The sequence below is a fragment of the Bradyrhizobium sp. CER78 genome, from assembly GCF_029846235.1.
Lineage (GTDB): Bacteria > Pseudomonadota > Alphaproteobacteria > Rhizobiales > Xanthobacteraceae > Bradyrhizobium.
The window spans coordinates 604,444-626,358 of record NZ_JARVWP010000001.1 but is presented as its reverse complement, the minus strand read 5'-3'; the positions used below and the strand labels follow the sequence as shown (position 1 = coordinate 626,358).

At 64.9% G+C, this 21,915-nt stretch carries 22 protein-coding genes; 19 read left to right on the top strand and 3 right to left on the bottom strand.

From position 1 onward, the window contains the following. Positions 1–3: 3 nt before the first annotated feature. Together QDT69_RS02725 and QDT69_RS02720 are read right to left on the bottom strand one after the other, a co-directional pair. Positions 4–468, bottom strand: a complete 465-nt coding sequence (locus QDT69_RS02725) for a nuclear transport factor 2 family protein (RefSeq protein WP_279705106.1) — start codon at positions 466–468, stop codon at positions 4–6. A gap of 120 nt (positions 469–588) precedes the next feature. Continuing rightward, positions 589–1,509, bottom strand: coding sequence for an alpha/beta hydrolase (locus QDT69_RS02720; protein WP_279705105.1), 921 nt, complete (start codon positions 1,507–1,509; stop codon positions 589–591). A gap of 181 nt (positions 1,510–1,690) precedes the next feature. Between QDT69_RS02720 and QDT69_RS02715 the strand changes: the two genes are divergently transcribed. The 18 genes from QDT69_RS02715 (at position 1,691) to QDT69_RS02630 (ending at position 19,124) form a co-directional block, all read left to right on the top strand. Next, on the top strand, positions 1,691–2,074 hold the full coding sequence (locus QDT69_RS02715) for a hypothetical protein (RefSeq protein ID WP_279705104.1): 384 nt from the start codon (positions 1,691–1,693) through the stop codon (positions 2,072–2,074). Further along, on the top strand, positions 2,071–3,153 hold the full coding sequence (locus tag QDT69_RS02710; protein ID WP_279705103.1) for an alpha/beta fold hydrolase: 1,083 nt from the start codon (positions 2,071–2,073) through the stop codon (positions 3,151–3,153). Before QDT69_RS02715 ends, QDT69_RS02710 begins: the two co-directional genes overlap by 4 nt. Beyond that, complete coding sequence (locus tag QDT69_RS02705) at positions 3,150–3,746, top strand: GNAT family N-acetyltransferase (protein WP_074130324.1); 597 nt, start codon at positions 3,150–3,152, stop codon at positions 3,744–3,746. The genes QDT69_RS02710 and QDT69_RS02705 overlap by 4 nt, the downstream gene beginning before the upstream one ends. Positions 3,747–3,927: 181 nt before the next feature. Further along, positions 3,928–4,404, top strand: coding sequence for a phasin (locus tag QDT69_RS02700; RefSeq protein WP_279705102.1), 477 nt, complete (start codon positions 3,928–3,930; stop codon positions 4,402–4,404). Positions 4,405–4,623: 219 nt separating this feature from the next. Further along, positions 4,624–5,907: a DUF445 family protein gene (locus QDT69_RS02695; protein WP_279705101.1), complete on the top strand. Its 1,284-nt coding sequence runs from the start codon at positions 4,624–4,626 to the stop codon at positions 5,905–5,907. A gap of 203 nt (positions 5,908–6,110) precedes the next feature. Continuing rightward, a complete protein-coding gene (locus QDT69_RS02690) occupies positions 6,111–6,881 on the top strand; it encodes an alpha/beta hydrolase (protein ID WP_279705100.1) in 771 nt (256 codons plus the stop codon). A 282-nt stretch (positions 6,882–7,163) separates the two neighbouring features. Next, the gene (gene paaX / locus QDT69_RS02685; protein WP_279705099.1) at positions 7,164–8,033 is read left to right on the top strand and encodes a phenylacetic acid degradation operon negative regulatory protein PaaX; all 870 of its coding nucleotides are present in this window, start codon (positions 7,164–7,166) and stop codon (positions 8,031–8,033) included. 76 nt (positions 8,034–8,109) lie between these two features. After that, positions 8,110–9,102, top strand: a complete 993-nt coding sequence (gene paaA / locus QDT69_RS02680; protein WP_050626131.1) for a 1,2-phenylacetyl-CoA epoxidase subunit PaaA — start codon at positions 8,110–8,112, stop codon at positions 9,100–9,102. A gap of 13 nt (positions 9,103–9,115) precedes the next feature. Continuing rightward, the gene (gene paaB / locus QDT69_RS02675; protein ID WP_279705098.1) at positions 9,116–9,403 is read left to right on the top strand and encodes a 1,2-phenylacetyl-CoA epoxidase subunit PaaB; all 288 of its coding nucleotides are present in this window, start codon (positions 9,116–9,118) and stop codon (positions 9,401–9,403) included. 139 nt (positions 9,404–9,542) lie between these two features. Continuing rightward, positions 9,543–10,319 carry a 1,2-phenylacetyl-CoA epoxidase subunit PaaC gene (gene paaC / locus QDT69_RS02670; RefSeq protein WP_279705097.1) on the top strand — a complete coding sequence of 259 codons (777 nt, stop codon included), beginning with the start codon at positions 9,543–9,545 and terminating at the stop codon, positions 10,317–10,319. Beyond that, positions 10,313–10,816 (top strand): 1,2-phenylacetyl-CoA epoxidase subunit PaaD, encoded by a 504-nt coding sequence (gene paaD, locus QDT69_RS02665; RefSeq protein WP_279705096.1) that lies wholly within the window; start codon positions 10,313–10,315, stop codon positions 10,814–10,816. The genes paaC and paaD overlap by 7 nt, the downstream gene beginning before the upstream one ends. A gap of 2 nt (positions 10,817–10,818) precedes the next feature. Beyond that, on the top strand, positions 10,819–11,895 hold the full coding sequence (gene paaE, locus QDT69_RS02660) for a 1,2-phenylacetyl-CoA epoxidase subunit PaaE (RefSeq protein ID WP_279705095.1): 1,077 nt from the start codon (positions 10,819–10,821) through the stop codon (positions 11,893–11,895). Positions 11,896–12,087: 192 nt separating this feature from the next. Further along, the gene (gene paaI, locus QDT69_RS02655; protein ID WP_279705094.1) at positions 12,088–12,543 is read left to right on the top strand and encodes a hydroxyphenylacetyl-CoA thioesterase PaaI; all 456 of its coding nucleotides are present in this window, start codon (positions 12,088–12,090) and stop codon (positions 12,541–12,543) included. A gap of 19 nt (positions 12,544–12,562) precedes the next feature. Further along, positions 12,563–13,894, top strand: a complete 1,332-nt coding sequence (paaK, locus tag QDT69_RS02650) for a phenylacetate--CoA ligase PaaK (protein ID WP_279705093.1) — start codon at positions 12,563–12,565, stop codon at positions 13,892–13,894. A gap of 31 nt (positions 13,895–13,925) precedes the next feature. After that, positions 13,926–15,356, top strand: coding sequence for an indoleacetamide hydrolase (iaaH, locus tag QDT69_RS02645; protein WP_279705092.1), 1,431 nt, complete (start codon positions 13,926–13,928; stop codon positions 15,354–15,356). 100 nt (positions 15,357–15,456) lie between these two features. Beyond that, the gene (locus tag QDT69_RS02640; RefSeq protein ID WP_279705091.1) at positions 15,457–16,470 is read left to right on the top strand and encodes a zinc-binding alcohol dehydrogenase family protein; all 1,014 of its coding nucleotides are present in this window, start codon (positions 15,457–15,459) and stop codon (positions 16,468–16,470) included. A 153-nt stretch (positions 16,471–16,623) separates the two neighbouring features. Continuing rightward, positions 16,624–17,679: a YeeE/YedE family protein gene (locus tag QDT69_RS02635; protein ID WP_279705090.1), complete on the top strand. Its 1,056-nt coding sequence runs from the start codon at positions 16,624–16,626 to the stop codon at positions 17,677–17,679. Positions 17,680–18,002: 323 nt separating this feature from the next. Further along, on the top strand, positions 18,003–19,124 hold the full coding sequence (locus QDT69_RS02630) for a hypothetical protein (RefSeq protein ID WP_279705089.1): 1,122 nt from the start codon (positions 18,003–18,005) through the stop codon (positions 19,122–19,124). 141 nt (positions 19,125–19,265) lie between these two features. Here QDT69_RS02630 and QDT69_RS02625 read toward each other — a convergent pair whose 3' ends face one another. Further along, the gene (locus QDT69_RS02625; RefSeq protein WP_279705088.1) at positions 19,266–20,165 is read right to left on the bottom strand and encodes a DMT family transporter; all 900 of its coding nucleotides are present in this window, start codon (positions 20,163–20,165) and stop codon (positions 19,266–19,268) included. A gap of 89 nt (positions 20,166–20,254) precedes the next feature. Here QDT69_RS02625 and QDT69_RS02620 point away from each other — a divergent pair, with 89 nt between their 5' ends. Beyond that, a complete protein-coding gene (locus QDT69_RS02620; RefSeq protein WP_279705087.1) occupies positions 20,255–21,712 on the top strand; it encodes a PLP-dependent aminotransferase family protein in 1,458 nt (485 codons plus the stop codon). The last annotated feature ends 203 nt before the right edge of the window (positions 21,713–21,915 follow it).

Here is a 21,915-nt window from a genome sequence, read left to right as displayed (position 1 = left end):
TGCTCAGAACATCGTGTTGTTGTTCGCCGGATTTTCCGGAATCGGCTGCACCACGTCCCAATGCTCGACGATCTTGCCGTCCTCGAGCTTGAAGATGTCGACGATCGCGTTGCCGCGGGTGCCGGGCTCGCGCACGGCGTGGACGTGCAGGATCACGTAGTCGCCGTCGACGAACGAGCGCTTGATCTCGCTGTGCGAGTTCGGAAACTTCTCGCGCAGGAAGCCGATGAACTTGCGGAAACCTTCGGGGCCGTCGGCCGCACCGGGATTGTGCTGCACATAGCGGTTGCCGACATAGGCGAGCGCAGCATCGGCGTCCTTCTGGTTCAGCCCCTTGTCGTAGAACGCCAGCACGGCTTTCCGGTTGGCTTCCTGCTGCGCTTCGCTGGTGGCGGCCATCGCGGTGGAAGACGCAAGCGCGAGGAAGAGAGCGGCGACGGCTGTCCGTGGCCGGAGAAGGGTCTTCATCTGGTGGCTCCCGAGGCTGATGCCGCGCGATGTGCGCGGTGCATCGCGCTCTCTACAGTGTCCATGCCGCGCCCGGAAGAACGCACTCCTGGCTCACATGGTTACCCGCAGATACCGGCTTTATGCCGCCTTCGCCGCGGCGCCATGCGCGTGCTTGTCGATGGCGTCGATAATCTGCGGCCACATCGGGATCGGCAGCGCGTGGCCCATGCCCTCGATCATCAGAAGCTTCGCGCCCGGGATCGAGGCCGCGGTGTCTTTGCCGCCTTCGGGATGCACCAGCGGATCGATGGTGCCGTGGATCACCAGCGTCGGCGCCTTGACGCTGCGCAGGCGCTCCTTCCGGCTGCCGGAGGCGAGGATGGCGCGCAGCTGGCGGCCGACGCCCTCCGGATTGAGGCCACGCTCAAAGGTGCGCCGCGCGCGTTCAGGATCGAGCGCCTCATCCTCCGGGAACGAGCCGTTGCGCAACACCTTCCAGGTCTGGCCGTAGCGGACGAAATACTCTTCCTTGCTCTTCGGCGGCGGCGCCATCAGCACCGCGGTCGCCTCGCGGGTCGGTCCCGGGATCTTCGGATTGCCCGTGGTCGACATGATCGAGGTCAGCGAACGGACGCGCTCGGGGAAGGTGATCGCAACCTCCTGCGCGATCATGCCGCCCATCGAGGCGCCGACCAGATGTGCTTTGCGGATGCCGAGCGCGTCCATCAGCCCGATCGTGTCCCGTGCCATGTCGGCCAGTCTGTAGGGCGCCGCGACCGGGATCTTCAGGAAGCGCAGCTTGATGAGCTCGAGCGCAGTCAGCCGCTTGCCGCCGCTCAGTCGGGACGACTTGCCGATATCCCTGTTGTCGAATCGGATCACGCGAAAACCGCGCGCGGCGAGCCGGCGGCAGAACTCGTCGTCCCAATGGATCATCTGGGCGCCGAGGCCCATGATCAGCAGCAGCGGCTCCGCATTGGCATCGCCAAAGATCTCGTAGCAGATGTCGATGCCGTTCGCGCGGGTTATTTGCGGCAACTGATGGGCGAGCGTGGTCACGGGCGTGCTCTCCGGGATTCGCGGTCAGGAACCTGCATGCTGCCATGGATTGACGCAGCGCAGAAGAGCTTCGACGTCGCTGGGCGCGCCGCGCAGTTGACCGATCAATGGCAACAGTGTCGTATGGCACAAACAAATCGAAGCGCGACAAGCGCTCGAGATTGCTGTGGAGGAGGGCCACATGGCCGACAAGGGCAACGACCCTGCCGTGATCTGGCAGGCGATGATTGGCGAGATGGAGAAGGGGTTCAACTCCTTCGGCAACCAGTTGATGAGCTCGCCTGAATTCTCGAAGGTGATGAATCAAGCCGGCGGCGCTGCGGCGGGTGCGCAGAAGCAGCTCGGCGAGCTGATGGAGAAATATCTGCTGGCGATGAACCTGCCGAGCCGCGCGCAGCTGGTCGGCATGGCTGAACGCCTGCAGTCGATGGAGAACCAGCTCAACGAGATCAAGACGCTGCTGCAGCAGGTGCATCACAATTCGCTGGCGCCGGACGACGGCCATGGCGCGTCGCCACGGCCGCCGCGCACCAGGCGTCCGCCATCGGAGGGAGACAGCAAATGAATGCTCCCACCCCGTTTGATTTCGCCTCGATCTCCGAGCGGGTCCAGTCCGAGGTGCAGCGCGCGATCCAGCGCAGCATCAAGGGCGTCGAGTATTTCTCGAGCTCGGGCCCCACGCTCGGCGAGACACCGAAGGACGTGCTGTACTCGCGCGGCACCATGAACCTCTATCACTACCGCCCGCTGTCCGATGAAGTCTATCGCGTGCCGGTGCTGATCGTGATGGCGACCACCAACCGGGGCTACATCCTCGATCTGGTGCCGGGGCAGAGCTTCATCGAATTCCTGCTCAAGCGCGGCTTCGACGTCTACATGCTGGACTGGACCGCGCCGAAGCCCGAGGAGAAATCGCTGCGCATGGAGGACTACGTCCTCGACTTCATTCCGGAATCGGTTCGCCGAGTGCAGCAGGATTCCGGCGAGAAGGACGTCTCGGTGATCGGCTATTGCTTCGGCGGCGTATTGTCGCTGCTCTATGGCTCGATCTTCAACGACGGGCCGATGAAGAATTTGATCTGCTTCACCACGCCGATCGATTTCCGCGAGATGAAGCTGTTCTCGAATTTCGCCGACCGCCGCTACTTCGATGTCGATCGCCTGATCGACAGCACCGGCAACATGCCGCCCGAGCTGATCCTGCAGTCGTTCGACATGCTGCGGCCGGCCGCCCGCGTCGTCGGCCAGATCCAGCTCTGGGACAACATCTGGAACGACGAGTTCGTCAAATCGTACCGGATGTTCGACCGCTGGGCGACCGACACGCTGCCGCTCGCCGGCGAGTATTTCCGCGCCATCACCAAGGACCTGATGTGGGACAACAAGCTCTACAACGACACCATGACGGTGGGCGGCCGCGAGGCCAAGCTTGCGAACATCAAGGTGCCGATCCTGCATGCGGTCGCCGAGCACGACCACATCGTGCCGTATGACGCGGCAAAGCACCTCATCACCAAGATCGGCTCCGAGGACAAGGAGGAGGTGATGCTGAAAGGCGGTCACGTCTCGCTGGTCGCCGGCGCCAATGCAATCAAGCGGCTGTGGCCGAAACTGGACTCCTGGTTGGGCAAGAGATCGACATGACCGAACAACGTTCCTATCCGCGCCACGTCAAGACCGAGGCCGGCGACATCGAATTCCGGCTGATGAAGCGGGCCGACGAGGCCGCGGTGCTGGCCTTCGCACAGAAACTGCCGACGCATGATCTGCTGTTCCTGCCGCGCAACATCAGCCAGCCGAAGGTGCTGTCGGCCTGGATCAACGAGATCGAGCGCGGCGACATCACGAGCCTGCTCGCGGTCAAGGACGGCACGGTGGTCGGTTGCGGCACCCTGGTGCGCGATCCGCATTCCTGGTCGCCGCATGTCGGCGAGATCCGGATGGTGGTGTCGCTCGACGTGCGCGGGCAGGGCGTCGGCCGGGCGCTGTCGCAGGAGACGTTCGCTATTGCCCTAGGCGCCGGGCTGGAGAAGTTCTCGGTGCAGATGACGGTCGACCAGCGGGCGGCGATCGCGCTGTTCGAAAGCCTCGGCTTCAAGGCGGAGGCCCTGCTGCGCGACCATGTCCGCGACGTCGAGGGCAAGACCCACGACATCGTCGTGCTCGGGCACAATGTGGCGCAGGTCCGGGCGCAGATGGAGGCCTACGGGCTACCCGGGGCGGTTGGCGGTGGTTAAATACCTCTAGTTGCTGGTCCCGCAGGCAATCTGCCGGTTATTCATGCTATTCACGAGTTCGTGATATCGCGCTGCAACATAGATGTTGCGGCGCACCATGGATTGTGACATAACACTTTTGCCCCGGGCCAATCCGGACGGGGTGAGCCCATAGCTCAAACCTGAGGATGGAGAGACCCCAATGACCACCGAAACCAATTCCGTGCTGAACAGCGTCAAGGAAGCCTTCGCGCCCGTCACCGAGGCGTTCACCAAGCTCCAGAACCTGGAAGTTCCGGAAGCCGCCCGTGAGTTCGTGAAGAAGCAGGCCGAGGCCGCCAAGACCCGCGCTGCCGATGCGTATGCCGGCTCCGAGAAGGTGACCAACGTGATCGAGACCGCTGTTGCCGGTTCGGTGACCGAAGCCGCCAAGATCAGCCGCAACATCCAGCAGGCGATCTACCAGGACGCCGAGGCGTTCTTCGCCGGCATCGACAAGCTCGCTTCCGCCAAGTCGCTGAGCGAAGCTGCCCAGATCCAGTCGGACCTGGTCCGTGCGCGTGGCGAACTGCTCGTCTCGCGGGCGAAGGCCACCACCGAGTATCTCGGCAAGCTCGTCACCGACGGTGCGAAGACCGCGCAGGACAACTTCGCCAAGGTCTACGGCAAGACCGCCTGATCGCGCTTGCATTGACCGACTGCCCTTTTCGAAGGCCCGCCATTTCGCGGGCCTTCTTTTTTGGCGGTGCTTCTCATACGTCTTCGTATCCCACCGTCATTCCGGACGACGCGAAACGGCGATCCGGAATCTCGAGATTCCGGGTTCGTGCTTCGCACGCCCCAGAATGACAGCGATGGGGACGTGCTATGGTTTGTTCGTCACTCCCGCGAAAGTCCCATGACCCTTCCCGCCGCCCTCATCGCAACCCCCGTTGATGCCGAACGCGCCGCCGAATTGCGGCGCGTGAAGTGGCTGGCGACCGGGGTGCTGGCGGCAACCCTGATCATCTTCATTGCAGCGAAGGCGCTGCTGCCGGTGCACCCCGCTTTCGGCTTCGTCGCGGCATTTGCCGAAGCCGCGACCATCGGCGGGCTGGCCGACTGGTATGCCGTCGTCGCGCTGTTCAAGCGGCCGCTGGGCTTGCCGATCCCGCACACCGCGATCATCCAGAGCAATCAGGAACGCATCGCCGAGAAGCTCGGCGAATTCATCGAGAACAATTTTCTGGAATCCGGACCGGTCGAGGCCAAGCTGCGCGAGATCGATTTCGGTTCGTTCATCGCCGACTGGCTGCGCGACCGCAAGCGTTCGGAGGATCTCGCCCGCTTCGTGCTGCGGATGCTGCCTGAAGCGTTCGCGGCGACCGAGAGCTCGGGGTTGATGCAGTTCATCAGCCGCCGCATCACGACGCAGGTGCTCGCGATCGATCTCGCGCCGCTCGCGGCCGGCGCGCTGCGCGGCTTCGTGCAGGAGGGCAAGCATGGCGGCCTGCTCGACGACATCCTGCGCGTGCTGCACCAGACGCTGACGCAGCAGGAGACCATGACCGTGATCCGCGACAAGGTTCGCGCGGAGATGCCGACGCTGTTGAGACTTTATCGCGCCGACAAGTTCGTGGTGAACCGGATCATCGCCTCGGCCACGAAGTTCTTCGAGGAGGTGCGCAACGATCCGCAGCATCCGTTCCGCGGCGAGTTCGACCGCATGCTGCTGTCGTTCGTCGACCGGCTCGGCAGCGACAAGGCGTTCGCCGATCGCATCGACGGTCTGAAGCGCGATCTGATGGCGCGGCCGGAGCTTGCCAATCTCGGGCGCACGATCTGGGCCAACGTCAAGGACTTCATCGAGCGCAGCGCCTCGGGCGAGTCGCAGGTGCTGCAGCATCAACTGGCGAGAATGTTCGTCGAGGCCGGCGAGGCGCTCCACGGCGACGCCGAGCTGCGCGGTGAAATCAACCAGGGCCTGGTCGCGATCCTGCGCACCGTCGTCGCCGAGCAGAAGAGCGGCGTCTCGAGCTTCATCGCCGATCAGATGAAGAGCTGGGACATGGAGCAATTGATCTCGCTGATCGAGGTCAATGTCGGCAAGGACCTGCAATACATCCGCTTCAACGGCTCGCTGATCGGCGGACTTGCCGGGCTCGCGCTTTACACGCTGGAATACGTGCTGCGGCTGCTGTGACCGATTGGGCACGGACATCACAATAGTTGTGGCAAGTGTGACCTGGACCGCTTGCACCAAAGTATCCGGTTCCCTAGCTTTTCAGGATTGATTGTTGCGTTGCGGAACGATTCCGCCGGGTTTGAGTCAACTCCGTTGACCTATTCCTGTTGATTCCATTGCCGGCCGCCGAGACGTCAGGGGCCGTCCGAAGAGGAGTTGAAATGTCCGTTGCTGCGCAGACGCTACGCCCGCCGTCCAGGACGCTGATGTTCCTGGAAGGCCGCGCCATTCATGAGCTCGGTGCCTTCCTTGGTGCATTGCCGCTGCTGAGCCTCGCGCCGCGCGGCGACGGGCATCCGGTGCTGGTGCTGCCCGGGCTGATTGCCTCCGATATGTCCACGCGTCCACTGCGCGACTTCCTCAAGAGCAAGGGTTACGCCGTCAGCGGCTGGCGCCAGGGCCGCAACCTCGGGCTGCGCTCAGGCGTGCAGGACGGGATGGTCGATCTGCTGCAGGAGATGAACGAGACCAGCGGCCGCAAGGTCTCGCTGGTCGGCTGGAGCCTCGGCGGTCTCTATGCGCGCCAGCTCGCCAAGATGATGCCGGAGCGCGTGCGCCAGGTGATCACGCTCGGCAGCCCGTTCGCCGCCGGCCCGAAATCGACCAACGCCTGGCGCGTCTACGAGATGGCCAGCGGCCGCCGCGCTGACGAAGAGGATTCGCGTTTCGGCGGCTCGCTCGCCAGCGCGCCGCCGGTGCCGACCACCGCGATCTTCAGCCGCACCGACGGCGTCTGCGCCTGGCAGGGTTGCCGCGAAGAGAGCTCGTCGATGACCGACAGCATCGAGGTCGAGAGCAGCCATTGCGGCATGGGTCATCACCCGGCCGTGGTCTATGCGGTGGCTGATCGCCTCGCCCAGAAGGACGGCGAATGGGCGCCGTTCGATCGCAGCGGCTGGCGCAGCCTCGTCTATCCGAATCCCAATCGCTGAGTCTTGCGAGCTCTCTCTTCACCTCGCCCCGCTTGCGGGGAGAGGTCGGATCGCATCGTGAGATGCGATCCGGGTGAGGGGGAGTCACCGCGAGTTGTCTCTCACGGCAGAGTGCATAGCCCGGATAGAGCCAACGGGTCGCGCGAACGCGCGCCCGATGACAGGCTCCGCGCAATCCGGGACGGATCCAGCCGCGAAACACCCGGATTTCGCTGCGCTCCATCCGGTCTACGTTTGCGGCGACATTGTCGTGAATCGACAAAACGCGCTATGCGTTGAGGCATGCCGCAGCCGCTAGCCCGCATCGTCGATCAGCTGAAGCGCGAGCCGTCACGCACCGGCTCGATCATCATCACCGTGTTCGGCGATTCCATCGTGCCGCGCGGCGGCGCGGTGTGGCTCGGCACGCTGCTCGAATTCTTCAAGTCGCTCGACATCGACGGCAATGTGGTGCGCACCGCGATGTCGCGGCTCGCCGCCGACGGTTGGCTGGAGCGCAGCAAGGTCGGCCGCAACAGCTTCTATCGGCTGAACGCCAAGGGCCGGCAGACCTTCGATACCGCGACCCGGCACATCTACGATCCGCCGCCGTCGGACTGGACCGGCCGCTTCGAGCTGCTCTTGATCGGCAATGCCGAGGACCGAGACGCCGCGCGCGAGGCGCTGAAGAACGCCGGCTTCGGCAGCCCGCTGCCCGGCGTGTGGCTCGCACCGTCAGGCGTGCCGATCCCCGATGAAGCGTCGCGCGCGATCCGTCTGGAAGTGTCGGCGGAGGACGACAGCGGGCGCCGGCTGCTCAGCGAAAGCTGGCCGCTCGATCGCACCGCGGACGCCTATCTGAAGTTCATGAAGACGTTCGAGCCGCTGCACGGCTGGATCGTGCGCGGCGAGAAGCTGAGCGACGCCGACGCCTTCACCGCGCGCATCCTCTTGATCCACCATTACCGCCGGGTCGTGCTGCGCGATCCGCTGCTGCCGTATCAGCTGCTGCCGAAGGATTGGCCGGGCAGGGCCGCGCGCAAACTCTGCGGCGAGATCTATCGCGGGCTGCTTTCGCCGTCGGAACAATGGCTTGACGACCACGCAACCAATGAGGACGGGCCGCTGCCGAAGCCCAACGGGGCGGTGGCGCGTCGTTTCGAGGGTATCTGAACATATTACAAAAACATCTTGCATTTGGAAAATTATGTTATATATTCCTGCCTAACAACACACCGGGAGGTCGGCCATGTATACGCAGGCGCTCAATTCATCCGACGGCGACGATCGCGGCGTCGAGGATGTTGCCCGTGCCAGTCAGTTCCAGGCCCGCATCGATGCCGATGAGCGTATCGAGCCCAACGACTGGATGCCGGCCGCCTACCGCAAGACGCTGACCCGGCAGATTTCCCAGCACGCCCATTCCGAAATCGTCGGCATGCTGCCCGAGGGCAACTGGATCACCCGCGCGCCGTCGCTGCGCCGCAAGGCCGCGCTGCTCGCAAAGGTGCAGGACGAATGCGGCCACGGGCTCTATCTCTATGCCGCCGCCGAGACGCTCGGCACCTCGCGCGAAGAGCTCGTCGACGCGATGCTCTCGGGCAAGGCGAAATATTCCTCGATCTTCAACTACCCGACGCTGACCTGGGCCGACATCGGCACCATCGGCTGGCTGGTCGACGGCGCGGCGATCATGAACCAGATCCCGCTGTGCCGCTGCTCCTACGGCCCGTATGCGCGCGCGATGATCCGCGTCTGCAAGGAAGAGTCGTTCCACCAGCGCCAGGGTTTCGAGATCATGGTGACGCTGTGCCGCGGCACCGCGGAGCAAAAGGCGATGGCGCAGAACGCGCTCGATCGCTGGTGGTGGCCGGTGCTGATGATGTTCGGCCCGCCCGACCAGGTCAGCCAGCACAGCGACACCTCGACCAAGTGGAAGATCAAGCGCTTCTCCAACGACGAGCTGCGGCAGAAATTCATCGACGCCACGGTGCCGCAGGCCGAGTTTCTCGGGCTGACGATTCCCGATCCCGGCATGAAGCAGAACGAGAACGGCAATTGGGTACACAGCCCGATCGACTGGGACGAGTTCAAGCAGGTGCTAGCCGGCAACGGTCCCTGCAACCGCGATCGTCTCGCCGCGCGCCGCAAGGCGCATGAGGAAGGCGCCTGGGTGCGCGAGGCCGCGATGGCCTATGCCGAGAAGCGCAAGAGCCGCCAGCTCGCGCAAGCCGCAGAATAAGGGAGCGCTCAAGATGGCCACGCCGAACGTTCCGCTCTGGGAAGTCTTCATCCGCAGCCGCAATGGCCTCGCGCACAAGCATGTCGGCTCGCTGCACGCGGCGGACGCGACACTGGCGCTGCAGGCCGCGCGCGACATCTACACCCGTCGCGGCGAGGGACTGTCGATCTGGGTCGTGCCGTCGAATGCGATCACCGCGTCCGATCCCACAGAGAAGGGCATGATGTTCGAGCCGGCGGAATCCAAGATCTACCGTCACCCGACCTTCTACGACGTCCCCGACGAAGTCGGGCATATGTGAATTTCACCCGTCATGGTGAGGAGGCGCGCAGCGCCGTCTCGAACCATGACGCCTTGATCGTAACCGCGGCCATCCTTCGAGGCGCCTGCTGCGCAGGCTCCTCAGGATGACGTCGAGCAAGTGGATGCAGGTGGATCAAATGGCAGTTGCCAATATCGAAGTCTCCGAAACGCCGCTGGTACTCTACGCACTGCGCCGCGCCGACGATGCGTTGATCCTCGGCCACCGGCTGTCCGAATGGTGTGGCCATGCGCCGGCGATGGAAGAGGACATGGCGCTCGCCAATATGGGGCTCGACCTGCTCGGCCAGGCCCGCGAGCTCTATACCTATGCGGCGAAAGTCGAGGGCCGAGGCAACGACGAGGACAAGTTCGCCTATCTGCGCGACGTCCGCCAGTATCGCAATCTGCTGCTGGTCGAGCAGCCGAACGGCGACTTTGCCCGCACCATGGTGCGGCAGTTCTTCTACGCGGCATTCGCCGATCTCTATTGGCGCGCGATGATGGCATCCTCCGACCCGACGTTTGCTGCGATCGCGGCGAAATCGGAGAAGGAGAGCGCCTATCATCTGCGGCATTCGTCGGAATGGATCGTCCGTCTCGGCGACGGCACCGAGGAGAGCCATCGCCGCGCGCAGAATGCGATCGACGACCTCTGGGCCTATACCGGCGAGATGTTCGCGGTCGACGACGGCGAGCGCGGCCTGATCGACGCCGGCATCGCGATCGATCCGGCGACGCTCAAGTCGCGCTGGCTGAAGACCATCACCGGCATCGTCGACGAGGCGACGCTGGCGTTGCCGAAGAGCGATTGGATGCAGCAGGGCGGCCGCGTCGGCAGCCACAGCGAGCATCTCGGCCATCTGCTCAGCGAATTGCAGTCCCTGCAGCGAACCTTCCCGGGGGCGACATGGTGACGGTTGCGCTCAGCGATGCCGACCTGCGCCGCCGCGCCTGGAGCGCCGCTGCGCAGGTGGTCGATCCTGAAATTCCCGTGCTGACCATCGCCGACCTCGGCGTGCTGCGCGATGTTGCGGTCCATGACGGCCATGTCGAGGTCGCGATCACGCCGACCTATTCCGGCTGTCCCGCTATGAACATGATCGCGCTCGAGATCGAGCTCGCGCTGGAGCGCGAAGGCATTCGCCGGCCGAAGGTCCGCACCGTGCTGTCGCCGGCCTGGACCACCGACTGGATGAGCGAGGACGGCCGCCGCAAATTAAAAGAGTACGGCATCGCGCCGCCGCTGCCGGGCTCCTCGCGCCGCGCGCTGTTCGGCGAGCAACAGATCACGTGCCCGCAATGCGGGTCAGGCGATACCGAGCTGCTGTCCGAATTCGGCTCGACCTCCTGCAAGGCGCTGTGGCGTTGCAAGAGCTGCCGTGAACCCTTCGATTACTTCAAGTGTCATTGACCATGTCGACACCACGATTCCACCGTCTGTCCGTCAGCGATCTGCGCCGCGAGGCGTCGGACGCCGTCTCGATGACCTTTGCGATCCCCGACGATCTGCAAGGCGACTATCGTTTCACGCCCGGCCAGTACCTGACGCTGCGCACCACGATGGACGGCGAGGAAGTCCGCCGCTCCTATTCGATCTGCTCGGGTCCCGACGACGGCGAGCTGCGCATCGCGGTGAAGAAGGTCGATGGTGGCGCATTCTCGAACTGGGCTGCCGACGAGTTGAAGGCCGGCGATGAGCTCGACGTGATGACGCCGACCGGCCGCTTCGGCGTCGCGCATGCGCCCGGCGAAGCGCGGACCTATGTCGGCTTCGCCGCCGGCAGCGGCATCACGCCGATCCTCTCGATCATCAAGGGCGTGCTGGCGCGCGAGCCGGACAGCCGCTTCTTCCTGTTCTACGGCAACCGCTCGACCGAAGGCGTCATGTTCCGCGAGGCGCTGGAGGAGCTGAAGGACCGCTTCATGCAGCGGCTGTCGGTGTTCCACGTCATCTCCGGCGAGGAGCAGGACATTCCGATCCTGCACGGCCGGCTCGACGGCGAGAAGGTGCGGGTGCTGCTGCGTTCGCTGGTGCCGGCCGCAACCGTCGATCATGTGTTCGTCTGCGGCCCGGCCGCGATGAGCGAGACCATCGAGGCCACCTGCCGCGAGATCGGCATTGCCGATGAGCGCATCCATGTCGAACGCTTCGTCTCGGAATTCGGCGGCAAGCCGCGTCCGAAAGTCGTCGTTCCCGCCGGCGCGCCGCCGAAGGCGATCGCCGGGCTGATCATCGACGGCAAGCGCCGTGAGGTGCCGGTGGCCGACGGCGAGTCGATCCTCGACGCCGCGCTCCGCGCCGGCATGGACTTGCCCTTCGCCTGCAAGGGCGGCATGTGCTCGACCTGCCGCGCCAAGCTCGTCGAAGGCGAGGCGCCGATGGATCTGAATTATTCGCTGGAGCCGTGGGAGCTGAAGGCGGGGTTCATCCTCACCTGCCAGGCCAAGCCGTGCTCGGAAAAGGTCGTGGTCGATTATGACCACGTCTAGGATTGATCGTCATTCCGGGGCGCGAAGCGAACCCTCAGGTGCGCAATTGCGCACCGAGAATCTCGAGATTCCGGGTCTGGTGCTGGCGCACCATCCCGGAATGACGGAAGCAGTGTTGACGTTGTAATCGCCGCACTGAAGACTTGACACCAAGAGGCCCGTCGCAATGGGCCCGTGCACAGGAAGTTCGATGTGAACGTGAAGGCCACGCTATCGCCTGAGGATGTCGCCCGCGCCTGCGCGGATGCGATGTGGAAGGAAGACGACGCCAGCAAGGGTCTCGGCATGGAGCTCGTCGAGATCAAGCCGGGGCACGCGACGATGGCGATGACCGTGCAGCCGCACATGGTCAACGGCCAGCGCATCTGCCATGGCGGCTACATCTTCACGCTTGCCGATTCCGCCTTCGCCTTTGCCTGCAACAGCCACAACGATCGCGCGGTGGCGGCGCAGGGCAGCGTCACGTTCATTCGGCCCGGCAAGCTCGGCGATCGCCTGGTGGCGACCGCGCGCGAGGTCTCGCGCAGCGGTCGCTCGGGAATTTACGACGTGCGCGTCACCGCCGGCGACAGCGTGATCGCCGAATTCCGCGGGCATTCGCGGGTGATACCGGGCACCTGGCTGCCGGACACGGACATCAAGGCATAAGGCTTCAGAGGAAACGTCGATGGCAACGGCAAAGCTTAGGGTTAGTGACAGCGGCTATCGCGCCGAGCTCGATGCGGCTGAACGCGCCTCGCGCGACGAGATCATGGCGTTGCAGACCAGGCGGCTCGCCTGGTCGCTCAAGCATGCCTACGACAATGTCGCGCACTACAAGAAAAGCTTCGACGCCGCGGGCGTGCACCCCACGGACTTCAAGCAGCTCTCTGATCTCGCCAAATTTCCCTTCACGGTGAAGACCGACCTGCGCGACAATTATCCCTTCAACATGTTCGCGGTGCCGCGCGAGCAGCTGGTGCGGGTCCATGCCTCCTCGGGCACCACAGGCAAGCCGATCGTGGTGGGCTACACCAGGGCCGACATCGACACCTGGGCTGATGTGATGGCGCGCTCGATCCGTGCCGCCGGCGGCCGCAAGGGCATGCTGATGCACAATGCCTATGGCTATGGCCTGTTCACCGGCGGTCTCGGCGCGCATTACGGCGCCGAGCGGCTCGGCTGCACGGTGATCCCGATCTCCGGCGGCATGACCGAGCGGCAGGTGCAGATCATCAACGACTTCCGGCCCGACATCATCACGGTGACGCCGAGCTACATGCTGGCGATCCTCGACGAGTTCAAGCGGCAGGGCCTCGACCCGCGCAAATCGTCGCTTAAGTTCGGCATCTTCGGCGCCGAGCCCTGGACCAACGCGATGCGCGTCGAGATCGAGCAGGCCTTCGATATGGACGCGACCGACATCTACGGCCTGTCGGAGGTGATCGGCCCCGGCGTCGCGCAGGAATGCGTGGAGACCAAGGACGGCCTGCACATCTGGGAGGATCATTTCTATCCCGAGGTGATCGATCCCCTGACCGGCAAGGTGCTCGGTGATGGCGAGAAGGGTGAGCTGGTGTTCACCTCGCTGACCAAGGAAGGTTTCCCGATCATCCGCTACCGCACCCGCGACCTGACGCGGCTGTTGCCCGGCACGGCGCGGCCGGGCATGCGGCGGATGGAGAAGGTGACCGGCCGCTCCGACGACATGATCATCCTGCGCGGCGTCAACGTGTTCCCGACCCAGATCGAGGAAGCGCTGCTGGCGACCGACTGGTGCGGCGGCCACTTCGTCATCGAGCTCACCCGCGAAGGCCGCATGGACGAGATGACGGTGCTCGCCGAAGCCCGTCCCGAGAGCTGGGACGGTGCAGGGTTGACCGCGCACGCCGAGAAGGTCGCAGCCTTCATCAAGAACACGATCGGCATCTCCACCCGCGTCCGCGTCGTCGCGCCCGAGACGCTGGAGCGTTCGCTCGGCAAGGCGAAACGGGTTTACGACAAGCGGCCGAAAGAATAGCCTTTCGCCCGGAATCCAAGAGGGCGCAGGCATGGCCGATACCAGTGAGATAACCGCTGCGGAGATCGTGGCCGATATCCGCAACGGCAAGGTGACGGCAGTCAGCGTCGTCGAAGCGGCGCTCGATCGTGCCGAGCGGCTCAAGCACCTCAACGCCTTCATCCTCATGAACCGCGACGGTGCGCTGGCCACGGCGCGTGAGGTCGATGCCGGAAAGCGGACCGGCGCGCTGGCCGGGCTTCCGATCGTCGTCAAGGACAACATCAACACGTCGGATCTGCCGACATCGGGCGGCACGCCGGCGCTGCAACACGCCCGGCCCGCGCGCAATGCGCCGTCGCTGCAAAAGCTGCTCGACGCCGGCGCCGTTGTCATCGGCAAGACCAATCTGCATGAGTTCGCCTTCGGCATCACCAGCACCAATCTTGCGCCGTTCGCGGGACCTGTGCGGAATCCCTATGACACGAACAGGATCCCGGGCGGGTCGTCCGGCGGAACGTCGGCGGCGATCGCCGCGCGGATCGCCACCTGCGGCCTCGGATCGGACACCGGCGGCTCGACCCGCGTGCCCGCCGCGCTGACCGGGACGGTCGGGCTCCGGCCTTCGGTCGGCAATGGCGGCGCCGAGCGGCGCTATCACGACGACAACCAGGTCGTTCCGATCAGCCACACCCGCGACACCGTCGGCCCGATGGGCCGCACCGTCGCCGACGTCGCGTTGCTCGATGCCGTGATATTAGGCACGCCACTAGCCACCGCGATTCCGTTACGCGGCGTGCGCCTCGGCATTCCCGCCTGTTTCTGGAGCGGCCTCGATCGCGATGTCGAGGCCGTCGCCCGCGCGGCCTGCGCACGGCTCACCGCTGCCGGCGCGGTGCTGGTCGATGTCGATATGCCCGACCTGTTCGAGCAGAACGGCAAGGTGTCGTTCGTGGTCGCGCTGCATGAACCGATCGCCGACATCCCGGCCTGGCTCACCGCATCCGGGATCGAGGGGATCACGCTGTCCGACATCGCGGCCGGTGTCGCCAGTCCCGATGTCGTCGGCGCCTTCGGCGCCATCACCGCGGACGCCTTCGGTGCCGCCTATGACGATGCCATCAAGGTGCAGCGGCCGGCGCTGCAGGCGATCTATGCCGCGTACATTAGGGACAACAGGCTGGACGCCATCCTGTTTCCGACCACGATCGCGCCGGCACCGCTCATCGACGAGAAGACCGGGTCCGGCGAGATGTCGGTCAATGGCGGCGAGCCGGTGCCGACCTTCGGCACCATGATCCGCAACACCGATCCCGGCAGCAATGCCGGCTTGCCCGGGCTGTCGCTTTATGCCGGCATGACGCCTGATGGCCTGCCGGTCGGGCTCGAGCTCGACGGTCCGGTCGGCAGCGATGCCAGACTGCTTGGGCTTGGCCTGTCGATCGAGGCGATCCTGGGCACGGCCCCGCCGCCGAAACTCTGAGGCCGCCTGTCGCAACAAGCCCCTTGAATTGATCGGTCAGTCCATTAGTCATGGCCTGAGGCCGTCAGGCCGCCACTTCATGATCAACACTGGACTCCTCATGCCGTCGGCCCCGCAAGCAAACCGTCAACCCGTCGACGCCCGCTGCGTCCGCCTGCTGACGAAGGCGGAGAATGCCGCCGCGGTGGCGCCGGTGGTCGAGACCCATGCACTCTTGCGCGGCGACAATGATGTCCTGATCTCGGTGAAGGCGGCGGCGGTCAATCCGTCCGACGTCAAGGCGGCGACCGGGCTGATGCCATATGCCGTCTTCCCGCGCACCTCCGGCCGCGACTATGCGGGTGTCGTGATCGACGGTCCGTCGGACATGATCGGGCGCGAGGTGTTCGGCTCGTCCGGCGATCTCGGCATCCGTCGCGACGGCACGCACGCCACGCATCTGGTGGTCGAGCGTGACGCCGTAGTGGAAAAGCCCGCCGGCATCTCCTGGGACGAAGCCGCCGGAATCGGCGTGCCGTTCGTCACCGCGATGGAGGGGCTGCGCCGCGCAGGCATTCCGAAGGCGGGCGAGACCGTGCTCGTGATGGGCGTCAACGGCAAGGTCGGGCAAGCCGCGGTGCAGATCGCGAGCTGGCACGGCGCGCGCGTGATCGGCGTGGTGCGCAAGAGCGAGCCGTACGAGGGCCACAGCAATGCGCCGGTCGAGGTGATCGATGCTTCCGCCGTCGATGTCGCAAGCCGGGTGCGCGAGCTGACCGGCGGCAGGGGCGCGGACGTCGTCTACAACACGGTCGGCGATCCCTATTTCCAGGCCGCGCACAAGTCGCTGGCGTTGCGCGGCCGCCAGATCCTGATCGCGGCGGTCGACCGCATCGTGCAGTTCAACATCCTCGAATTCTATCGGGGCCAGCACACCTATGTCGGCATCGACACGCTCGCATTCTCGTCGGTTGCGACCGGCGAGGTGTTGCGCGAGCTCGCGCCGGGCTTTGCCAGCGGGCATCTGAAGCCGTTTCCGATCCAGCCGGGCGCGATCTATCCGCTGGAACAGGCCAAGGCGGCGTTTGTTGCCGTGGCAGGCTCGTCGCGCGACCGCGTGATCCTACGACCATGACATGCCGTCATTGCGAGCGAAGCGAAGCAATCCATCGTTCCTCGGGCGCGGATGCTATGGAATGGATTGCTTCGTCGCGGAGTTTATCATCGGGCCGGCCGAAGGCCGGACCCGTTGGCTCCTCGCAATGACGAGAACTCTTGAGGATCTAGCATGGACCCAGCCACAACAGTCATCCTCGCCGCCCTCATCATCGGCTTGATCTACGGCTCGGTCGGGCTGCTCAGCGGCTTCTGCATGATGAGCGGGCTGCGCGGCTGGTGGGCGGAGGGCGATGGCCGCCTGGTGCGCACCTACGCGCTGGCGATGGGGGTTGCGATCGCGGCCTCCCAACTGCTGGCAGCCGCCGGCCTCGTCGATCTCGGCAAGTCGATCTATCTGCAACCTTCCTTCTCGGCGCCGGTGATGTTCCTCGGCGGGCTCTTGTTCGGCTACGGCATGGTGCTGTCGAACGGCTGCGGTTCGCGGGCGCTGGTGCTGCTCGGGCGCGGCAACCTACGTTCCTTCGTGGTCGTGATCGTGCTCGGCATCTTCGCTGAGATGACGCTGAAGGGCCTGATCGCCCCGGCCCGGATCGCGATGGTGCAGGCTTCGCAGGCCACGGTATCGGCCAATTCGGTGCCGGCGCTGCTGGCAGGCAGCGGCCTCGGCGCGGTGCCGGCGCGGATGGTTGCGGCCGCGATGCTCGCGGCCATTCTGATCATCTTCGCCTTTGCCCATGCCCCGTTCCGCAAGTCGCCCGGCCAGATCGCGGCCGGCCTGATCGTCGGGCTGCTGGTGGCCGGCGGCTGGTACGCGACCGGTTATCTCGGCGCCGATGATTTCAATCCGGTGCCGGTGACCTCGCTGACCTTCATCGCGCCGATCGCCGATGCGCTGCAATACGTCATGCTGTCGACCGGCTCGACGCTCAATTTCGGCATCGTCACCGTGTTCGGCGTGTTTGCCGGCAGCCTGGTCACCGCGATCGCCACCGGGCGTTTCAAGCTCGAAGGCTACCGCTCGCCGCAGCACATGCTGCGCTCGGCCAGCGGCGCCGCGCTGATGGGCGCGGGCGGCGTGATGGCATTCGGCTGCTCGGTCGGGCAGGGGCTGACCGGATTGTCGACGCTCTCGCTGTCGTCCTTCATCGCGATTGCCGGCATCATGCTCGGCACCGGCGCCGGCCTGCGCGGCGCGCTCCGGGTCAGGCCGCTCGCGACGGCATGAAGCCAAAAGAGCGATGATCTCCGCGCAAACGCGTTCGCGTTTGTCGCGAGGGAAAACCGCTTCGACTTTTCCGGATCATGCTTCGGAGCATGATGAGATTAGGACGTGTACGCATCGGGTACCCGCATGCGGGGATTGCGAGATACCGGATTGCCGTCAAAAAGCTGACATTGAAGATGCCCAAGTGAATGTCCGCTAAGGGCCACGGAAGTCGACCGCCCACGGATGGCTTCACTCGACCTGAGCGCCTTCTCCTGGTTCATTTCAGATTGTGTTAATTCGCATCCACTATCAAGGAGAGCAAAGCTCAATACCGATGTACGATGGAGTACGCCTTGCGGTTATTGTTGCCTTCGCTCTTCTGCCTTGTCGCCACCGCCGCGGCTGCTAAAGGCACGTTCATACCGCCCGGCGCGAAACCGCCCGACTATGCCATAACAATGGCTACCGGAGGATCCTTCTACAAATCCGGCAGTCAGATTGTGGTCCATCATGGCGACTGGACCAAGGTTGCCATTAATGCGGACTCACCGAACGTGACGTACTACCACGAGGACGCAAGAATATCGGTGAACGGTAGCTCCCTAGTGGTCATACGCGGCCCGGAGTTCGAGGAACTCATCGAATATGCGCCGCGCAACATCGGCGAACGACAGATCCACCTTGGCGAAAGCTGCACGGTGTGGGAAGTGTCGCGGAGTAGGCCGTCGAGCATATCGCGCGATTCGGGCACTATCGCTTTGAGCTGTGTCACCGACGACGGCATCGAGCTTTCGCAGAAGCTGTTAGGCCCCTCAAAAGACGTCATCTTTTCGGCCGAGGCAACGCGGATCGAGCGCCGACCTGTGTCGCCGGAAGAAGTGCAGCCGCCGGCCTCTGCCTTTGCGTTGGATTGGCCGGGCCGCGATACACTACCGCCAATCCCGCCGGAGAAGCCGGACCACGAGGTTGTCATGCAGGAGGCGCTTCCGCCTGAGAAGCTCGGAGCAATCCGCATCGTGCGCCGGCATGGCCCTTGGCAGTTTACGGAGGAAACCGCGGGCAAACTTAGGACGATCCGGGTCATTAGCGATCACGCACGAACATGGTTCGAGTATGCGAGCGATGCTTCGGGCGCGCCCAAACGTCTGATTATCAATAGATACACGCCTCCCCCCGAAGAGCAGGCACAGGTTCGTGCTCTACGTCCTCAACCAAAACGAGATGGTGGGACCGACACGGTGCTCGGTGAGACCTGTAGCTGGTTCAACATGACGCCGGAAATATTCGATAACAATACCCAATCATGCCTTACGGAAGATGGGATCTCGCTCAAGGAGCAATACTTATCGAGGAGCTCCCATCGCGCGTGGACCGCGATCCGGGTTGTGCGACGTCCCATCGCGATTGACGAGATAAAACTGGCTCCCGAGCTGCTTTCGCCGCAATTGTGGGGCGTCGAGTAGGTCAGGCGTGCCTGAGGCGATCCGCGAGCAGGCTGGCGCTGACGAAGAGCAGGCGGCTGGCGCTGGTGGGTACGAAACGTCCGGAGGTCCGCGTTGGACCGAATCCGTGGTCAAACCATTTCAACTTAACTTCATCCTGCTCTAGGCCCGCGCCGGCGCATCCGCGAGCGAGCTCAGCGCGATGCCGCCGACGATCAGGGCGGCGGCAATCGCCAGCGAGAGATCGATCGGCTCGCCGAGCAGCAGCGCAGCGCTCAGGATGCCGACGATCGGCGTCCCCGTCGTGCCGAGCGAGGTGGTCAGCGCCGGCAGGCTCTTGTTGACAACAGACATCGCCCAATAGGCCAGCGCCGTGCCAATGAAGCCGGAATAGAGGAACAGCAGCACGAGGTGTGATGACCATGTCACTGTGGGCACGCCCTCGGTGACCAGCGCGCTCATGGTCAACACCAGCGTCGCGACCAGCACCTGCCACAGCAGGAGTTGCAGCGGCGTTGCGATCCAGCGGTGCGAGCGGATATAGATGATGTTGCCAGCCCAACAGATCGCGGCGAGGATGATCATGCCGGCACCGGCGATCACGTGCAAATTGCTCCAGTCCAGCGATGCCGGGTTGAGGATCACGCAGAGGCCGGCGAGCCCCGACGCGACGCCGACGAGTTTCAGCGCGCCGAGCCGTTCAGTCCGCGCGGCGCCCGCGGCGAGCGCGACCCACAATGGCGTGGTGTAGCCCAGCACGATGCCCTTGCTGGCTGGCAGATAGCGCAAGCCGGCGGCGACCAGTGTCGAGAAGAACGTCATATGCAGCAGCGCCACGCTGAGCACGACCGGGACATCGGCGAGCCGCGGAATGATCAGATTGCCGCTGGCGCGCAGGATCACCAGCAGCGCGATCAGGGCCACCCAGCTGCGGATCGACGCGGTCCATAGCGGCGGCACCGCTTCGACCAGCGTTTTCGTCACCGACCAGTTGATGCCCCAGGCCAGCACCACGACGATGAACAGGGCAGCGGCCTTGGCGGGCGAGAGTGACTGGTTCACGACAGAATCCTTGCGGGCGATACCCCCTGTGAATAGGATCAGACTGGCTCTCTCGAAAGAGCCAGATTGTACAGAACAAAGGAGCCAGATTGATCCTCGCCGAATTGCTCACGCTGAAGCGGGCTGACGATGCCGCGTTGACCGCGCAACTGACCCAGCAGCTGCGCGCGCTGATGGCGAGCGGCCGGATCAGGAGCGGGACTGTGCTGCCGTCGAGCCGCACGCTGTCGGCCGAGCTCGACGTGTCGCGCAACACGGTGACGCATGCCTATGAGCAACTCGCGGCCGAAGGCTATCTGCGCGTCGTTGCGCGGCGGCGGCCGGTGGTCACCGACGACATCGAGGCGCGCTTCGCCAAACCGGCGCCGGCGCCAAGGCGGGAGGCGCCCCGCAAACCGCTGTTGTCGCCCTGGGCTTTGCAGCTCTCCGATACGGATTGGCCGCTGTCCTACCAGGCGAAGTTCCGGCCGCTGCGCTCCGGGCTGGCGGATGCGCGCGAGTTTCCGCACGAGATCTGGGCGCGCTGCCTGCGCCGCAGCGCGCTGCGCCGCCGCTTCAACGACCAAACCGTGGTCAACCGGCCGAGCCTGCGCGAGGCCTTGCGCGATTACCTCGAGGTCAGCCGTGGCGTGCATGCCGAGGCCGATCAGATCCTGATCCTGCCGGCCGCGCAGGCGGCGCTGACGCTGATCGCCGCGACCGTCATCGCGCCCGGCGACGCGGTGTGGACCGAGGATCCCGGTTATCCCGGCGCCGCGGCGGCGTTTCGCGCGGCCGGTGCCGACGTCGTCGGCGTCAGGCTCGATCAATGGGGCATGATGCGGATGCGCGCGGTGCGCGCGCCCAGGCTCATGTTCACGACGCCCTCGCATCAACATCCGACCGGACGGGTGATGCCGGTTGCGCGCCGCACCGAGCTGCTGGCGGCGGCCACGCCTGGCAAGACCTGGATCGTCGAGGACGATTACGACGGCGAGTTTCACTATGACAGCCGTCCGATGCCGGCGCTGCAGGGGCTCGATCGCGAGGGGCGCGTGCTCTATCTCGGCACGTTTGCAAAAGCGATGACCGCCGACATCCGGATCGGCTATCTGGTTGTGCCGCCATCACTGGCGCAGACGATGGAGATCGCGCAGCGTCACCTCGGACTGATCGCGTCCGTCCACGTCCAGGAGGCACTGACCGACTTCATGGCCGACGGGCACTTCCTGGCGCATGTCCGGCGGATGCGGCGCGTCTACCGCGTGCGCCGCGACCATCTCGCCGCGGCGCTGGCGCGGCACCTTGCGCCGGTGCTCACCGCCGAGGTCCCGCCCGGCGGCATGCAGCTGATCGCCCGCTTCAAGGATGGCGCTGCGGACCAGAATGCGGTCGCGCGGCTGGTGGCGGCCGGTGTCGAGGTGCGCGCGCTGTCGAGCCTCGCGCTGCAGCGGCCACGCGACCACGGCCTGTTGCTCGGCTTCGCCGCCTGGCGCGAGAACGAGATCGGCGCCGCGGTGCGGACCATGGCGAACTGCCTGACCGGCAAGCGCGCCGCGCGCGGGTAGACGGTGAGGGGGCTCGCATGATTTCGGAATATTAGAAATATATCCCTGAGTTGCCCGACGTGTCAAGTTGCTTGGTCGAACGCCGGCAGCCGCCGACTCCTTTGCATGGGGTTGTTTTCGATATTTTGGCGGCGCCCGCCTGCGGAGGGCCGCAAGCGGGAAAGGAACGCAGCTCCGATGCCGGTACCAGTCGACCAAGTTCC

Bases quoted from the DNA above. Each gene is read 5' to 3' on its own strand.
- QDT69_RS02725 (WP_279705106.1), bottom strand. From the start codon at position 468: ATGAAGACCCTTCTCCGGCCACGGACAGCCGTCGCCGCTCTCTTCCTC.
- QDT69_RS02715 (WP_279705104.1), top strand. From the start codon at position 1,691: ATGGCCGACAAGGGCAACGACCCTGCCGTGATCTGGCAGGCGATGATT.
- QDT69_RS02710 (WP_279705103.1), top strand. From the start codon at position 2,071: ATGAATGCTCCCACCCCGTTTGATTTCGCCTCGATCTCCGAGCGGGTC.
- QDT69_RS02705 (WP_074130324.1), top strand. From the start codon at position 3,150: ATGACCGAACAACGTTCCTATCCGCGCCACGTCAAGACCGAGGCCGGC.
- QDT69_RS02700 (WP_279705102.1), top strand. From the start codon at position 3,928: ATGACCACCGAAACCAATTCCGTGCTGAACAGCGTCAAGGAAGCCTTC.
- QDT69_RS02695 (WP_279705101.1), top strand. From the start codon at position 4,624: ATGACCCTTCCCGCCGCCCTCATCGCAACCCCCGTTGATGCCGAACGC.
- QDT69_RS02690 (WP_279705100.1), top strand. From the start codon at position 6,111: ATGTCCGTTGCTGCGCAGACGCTACGCCCGCCGTCCAGGACGCTGATG.
- paaX (WP_279705099.1), top strand. From the start codon at position 7,164: ATGCCGCAGCCGCTAGCCCGCATCGTCGATCAGCTGAAGCGCGAGCCG.
- paaA (WP_050626131.1), top strand. From the start codon at position 8,110: ATGTATACGCAGGCGCTCAATTCATCCGACGGCGACGATCGCGGCGTC.
- paaB (WP_279705098.1), top strand. From the start codon at position 9,116: ATGGCCACGCCGAACGTTCCGCTCTGGGAAGTCTTCATCCGCAGCCGC.
- paaC (WP_279705097.1), top strand. From the start codon at position 9,543: ATGGCAGTTGCCAATATCGAAGTCTCCGAAACGCCGCTGGTACTCTAC.
- paaD (WP_279705096.1), top strand. From the start codon at position 10,313: ATGGTGACGGTTGCGCTCAGCGATGCCGACCTGCGCCGCCGCGCCTGG.
- paaE (WP_279705095.1), top strand. From the start codon at position 10,819: ATGTCGACACCACGATTCCACCGTCTGTCCGTCAGCGATCTGCGCCGC.
- paaK (WP_279705093.1), top strand. From the start codon at position 12,563: ATGGCAACGGCAAAGCTTAGGGTTAGTGACAGCGGCTATCGCGCCGAG.
- iaaH (WP_279705092.1), top strand. From the start codon at position 13,926: ATGGCCGATACCAGTGAGATAACCGCTGCGGAGATCGTGGCCGATATC.
- QDT69_RS02640 (WP_279705091.1), top strand. From the start codon at position 15,457: ATGCCGTCGGCCCCGCAAGCAAACCGTCAACCCGTCGACGCCCGCTGC.
- QDT69_RS02635 (WP_279705090.1), top strand. From the start codon at position 16,624: ATGGACCCAGCCACAACAGTCATCCTCGCCGCCCTCATCATCGGCTTG.
- QDT69_RS02630 (WP_279705089.1), top strand. From the start codon at position 18,003: ATGGAGTACGCCTTGCGGTTATTGTTGCCTTCGCTCTTCTGCCTTGTC.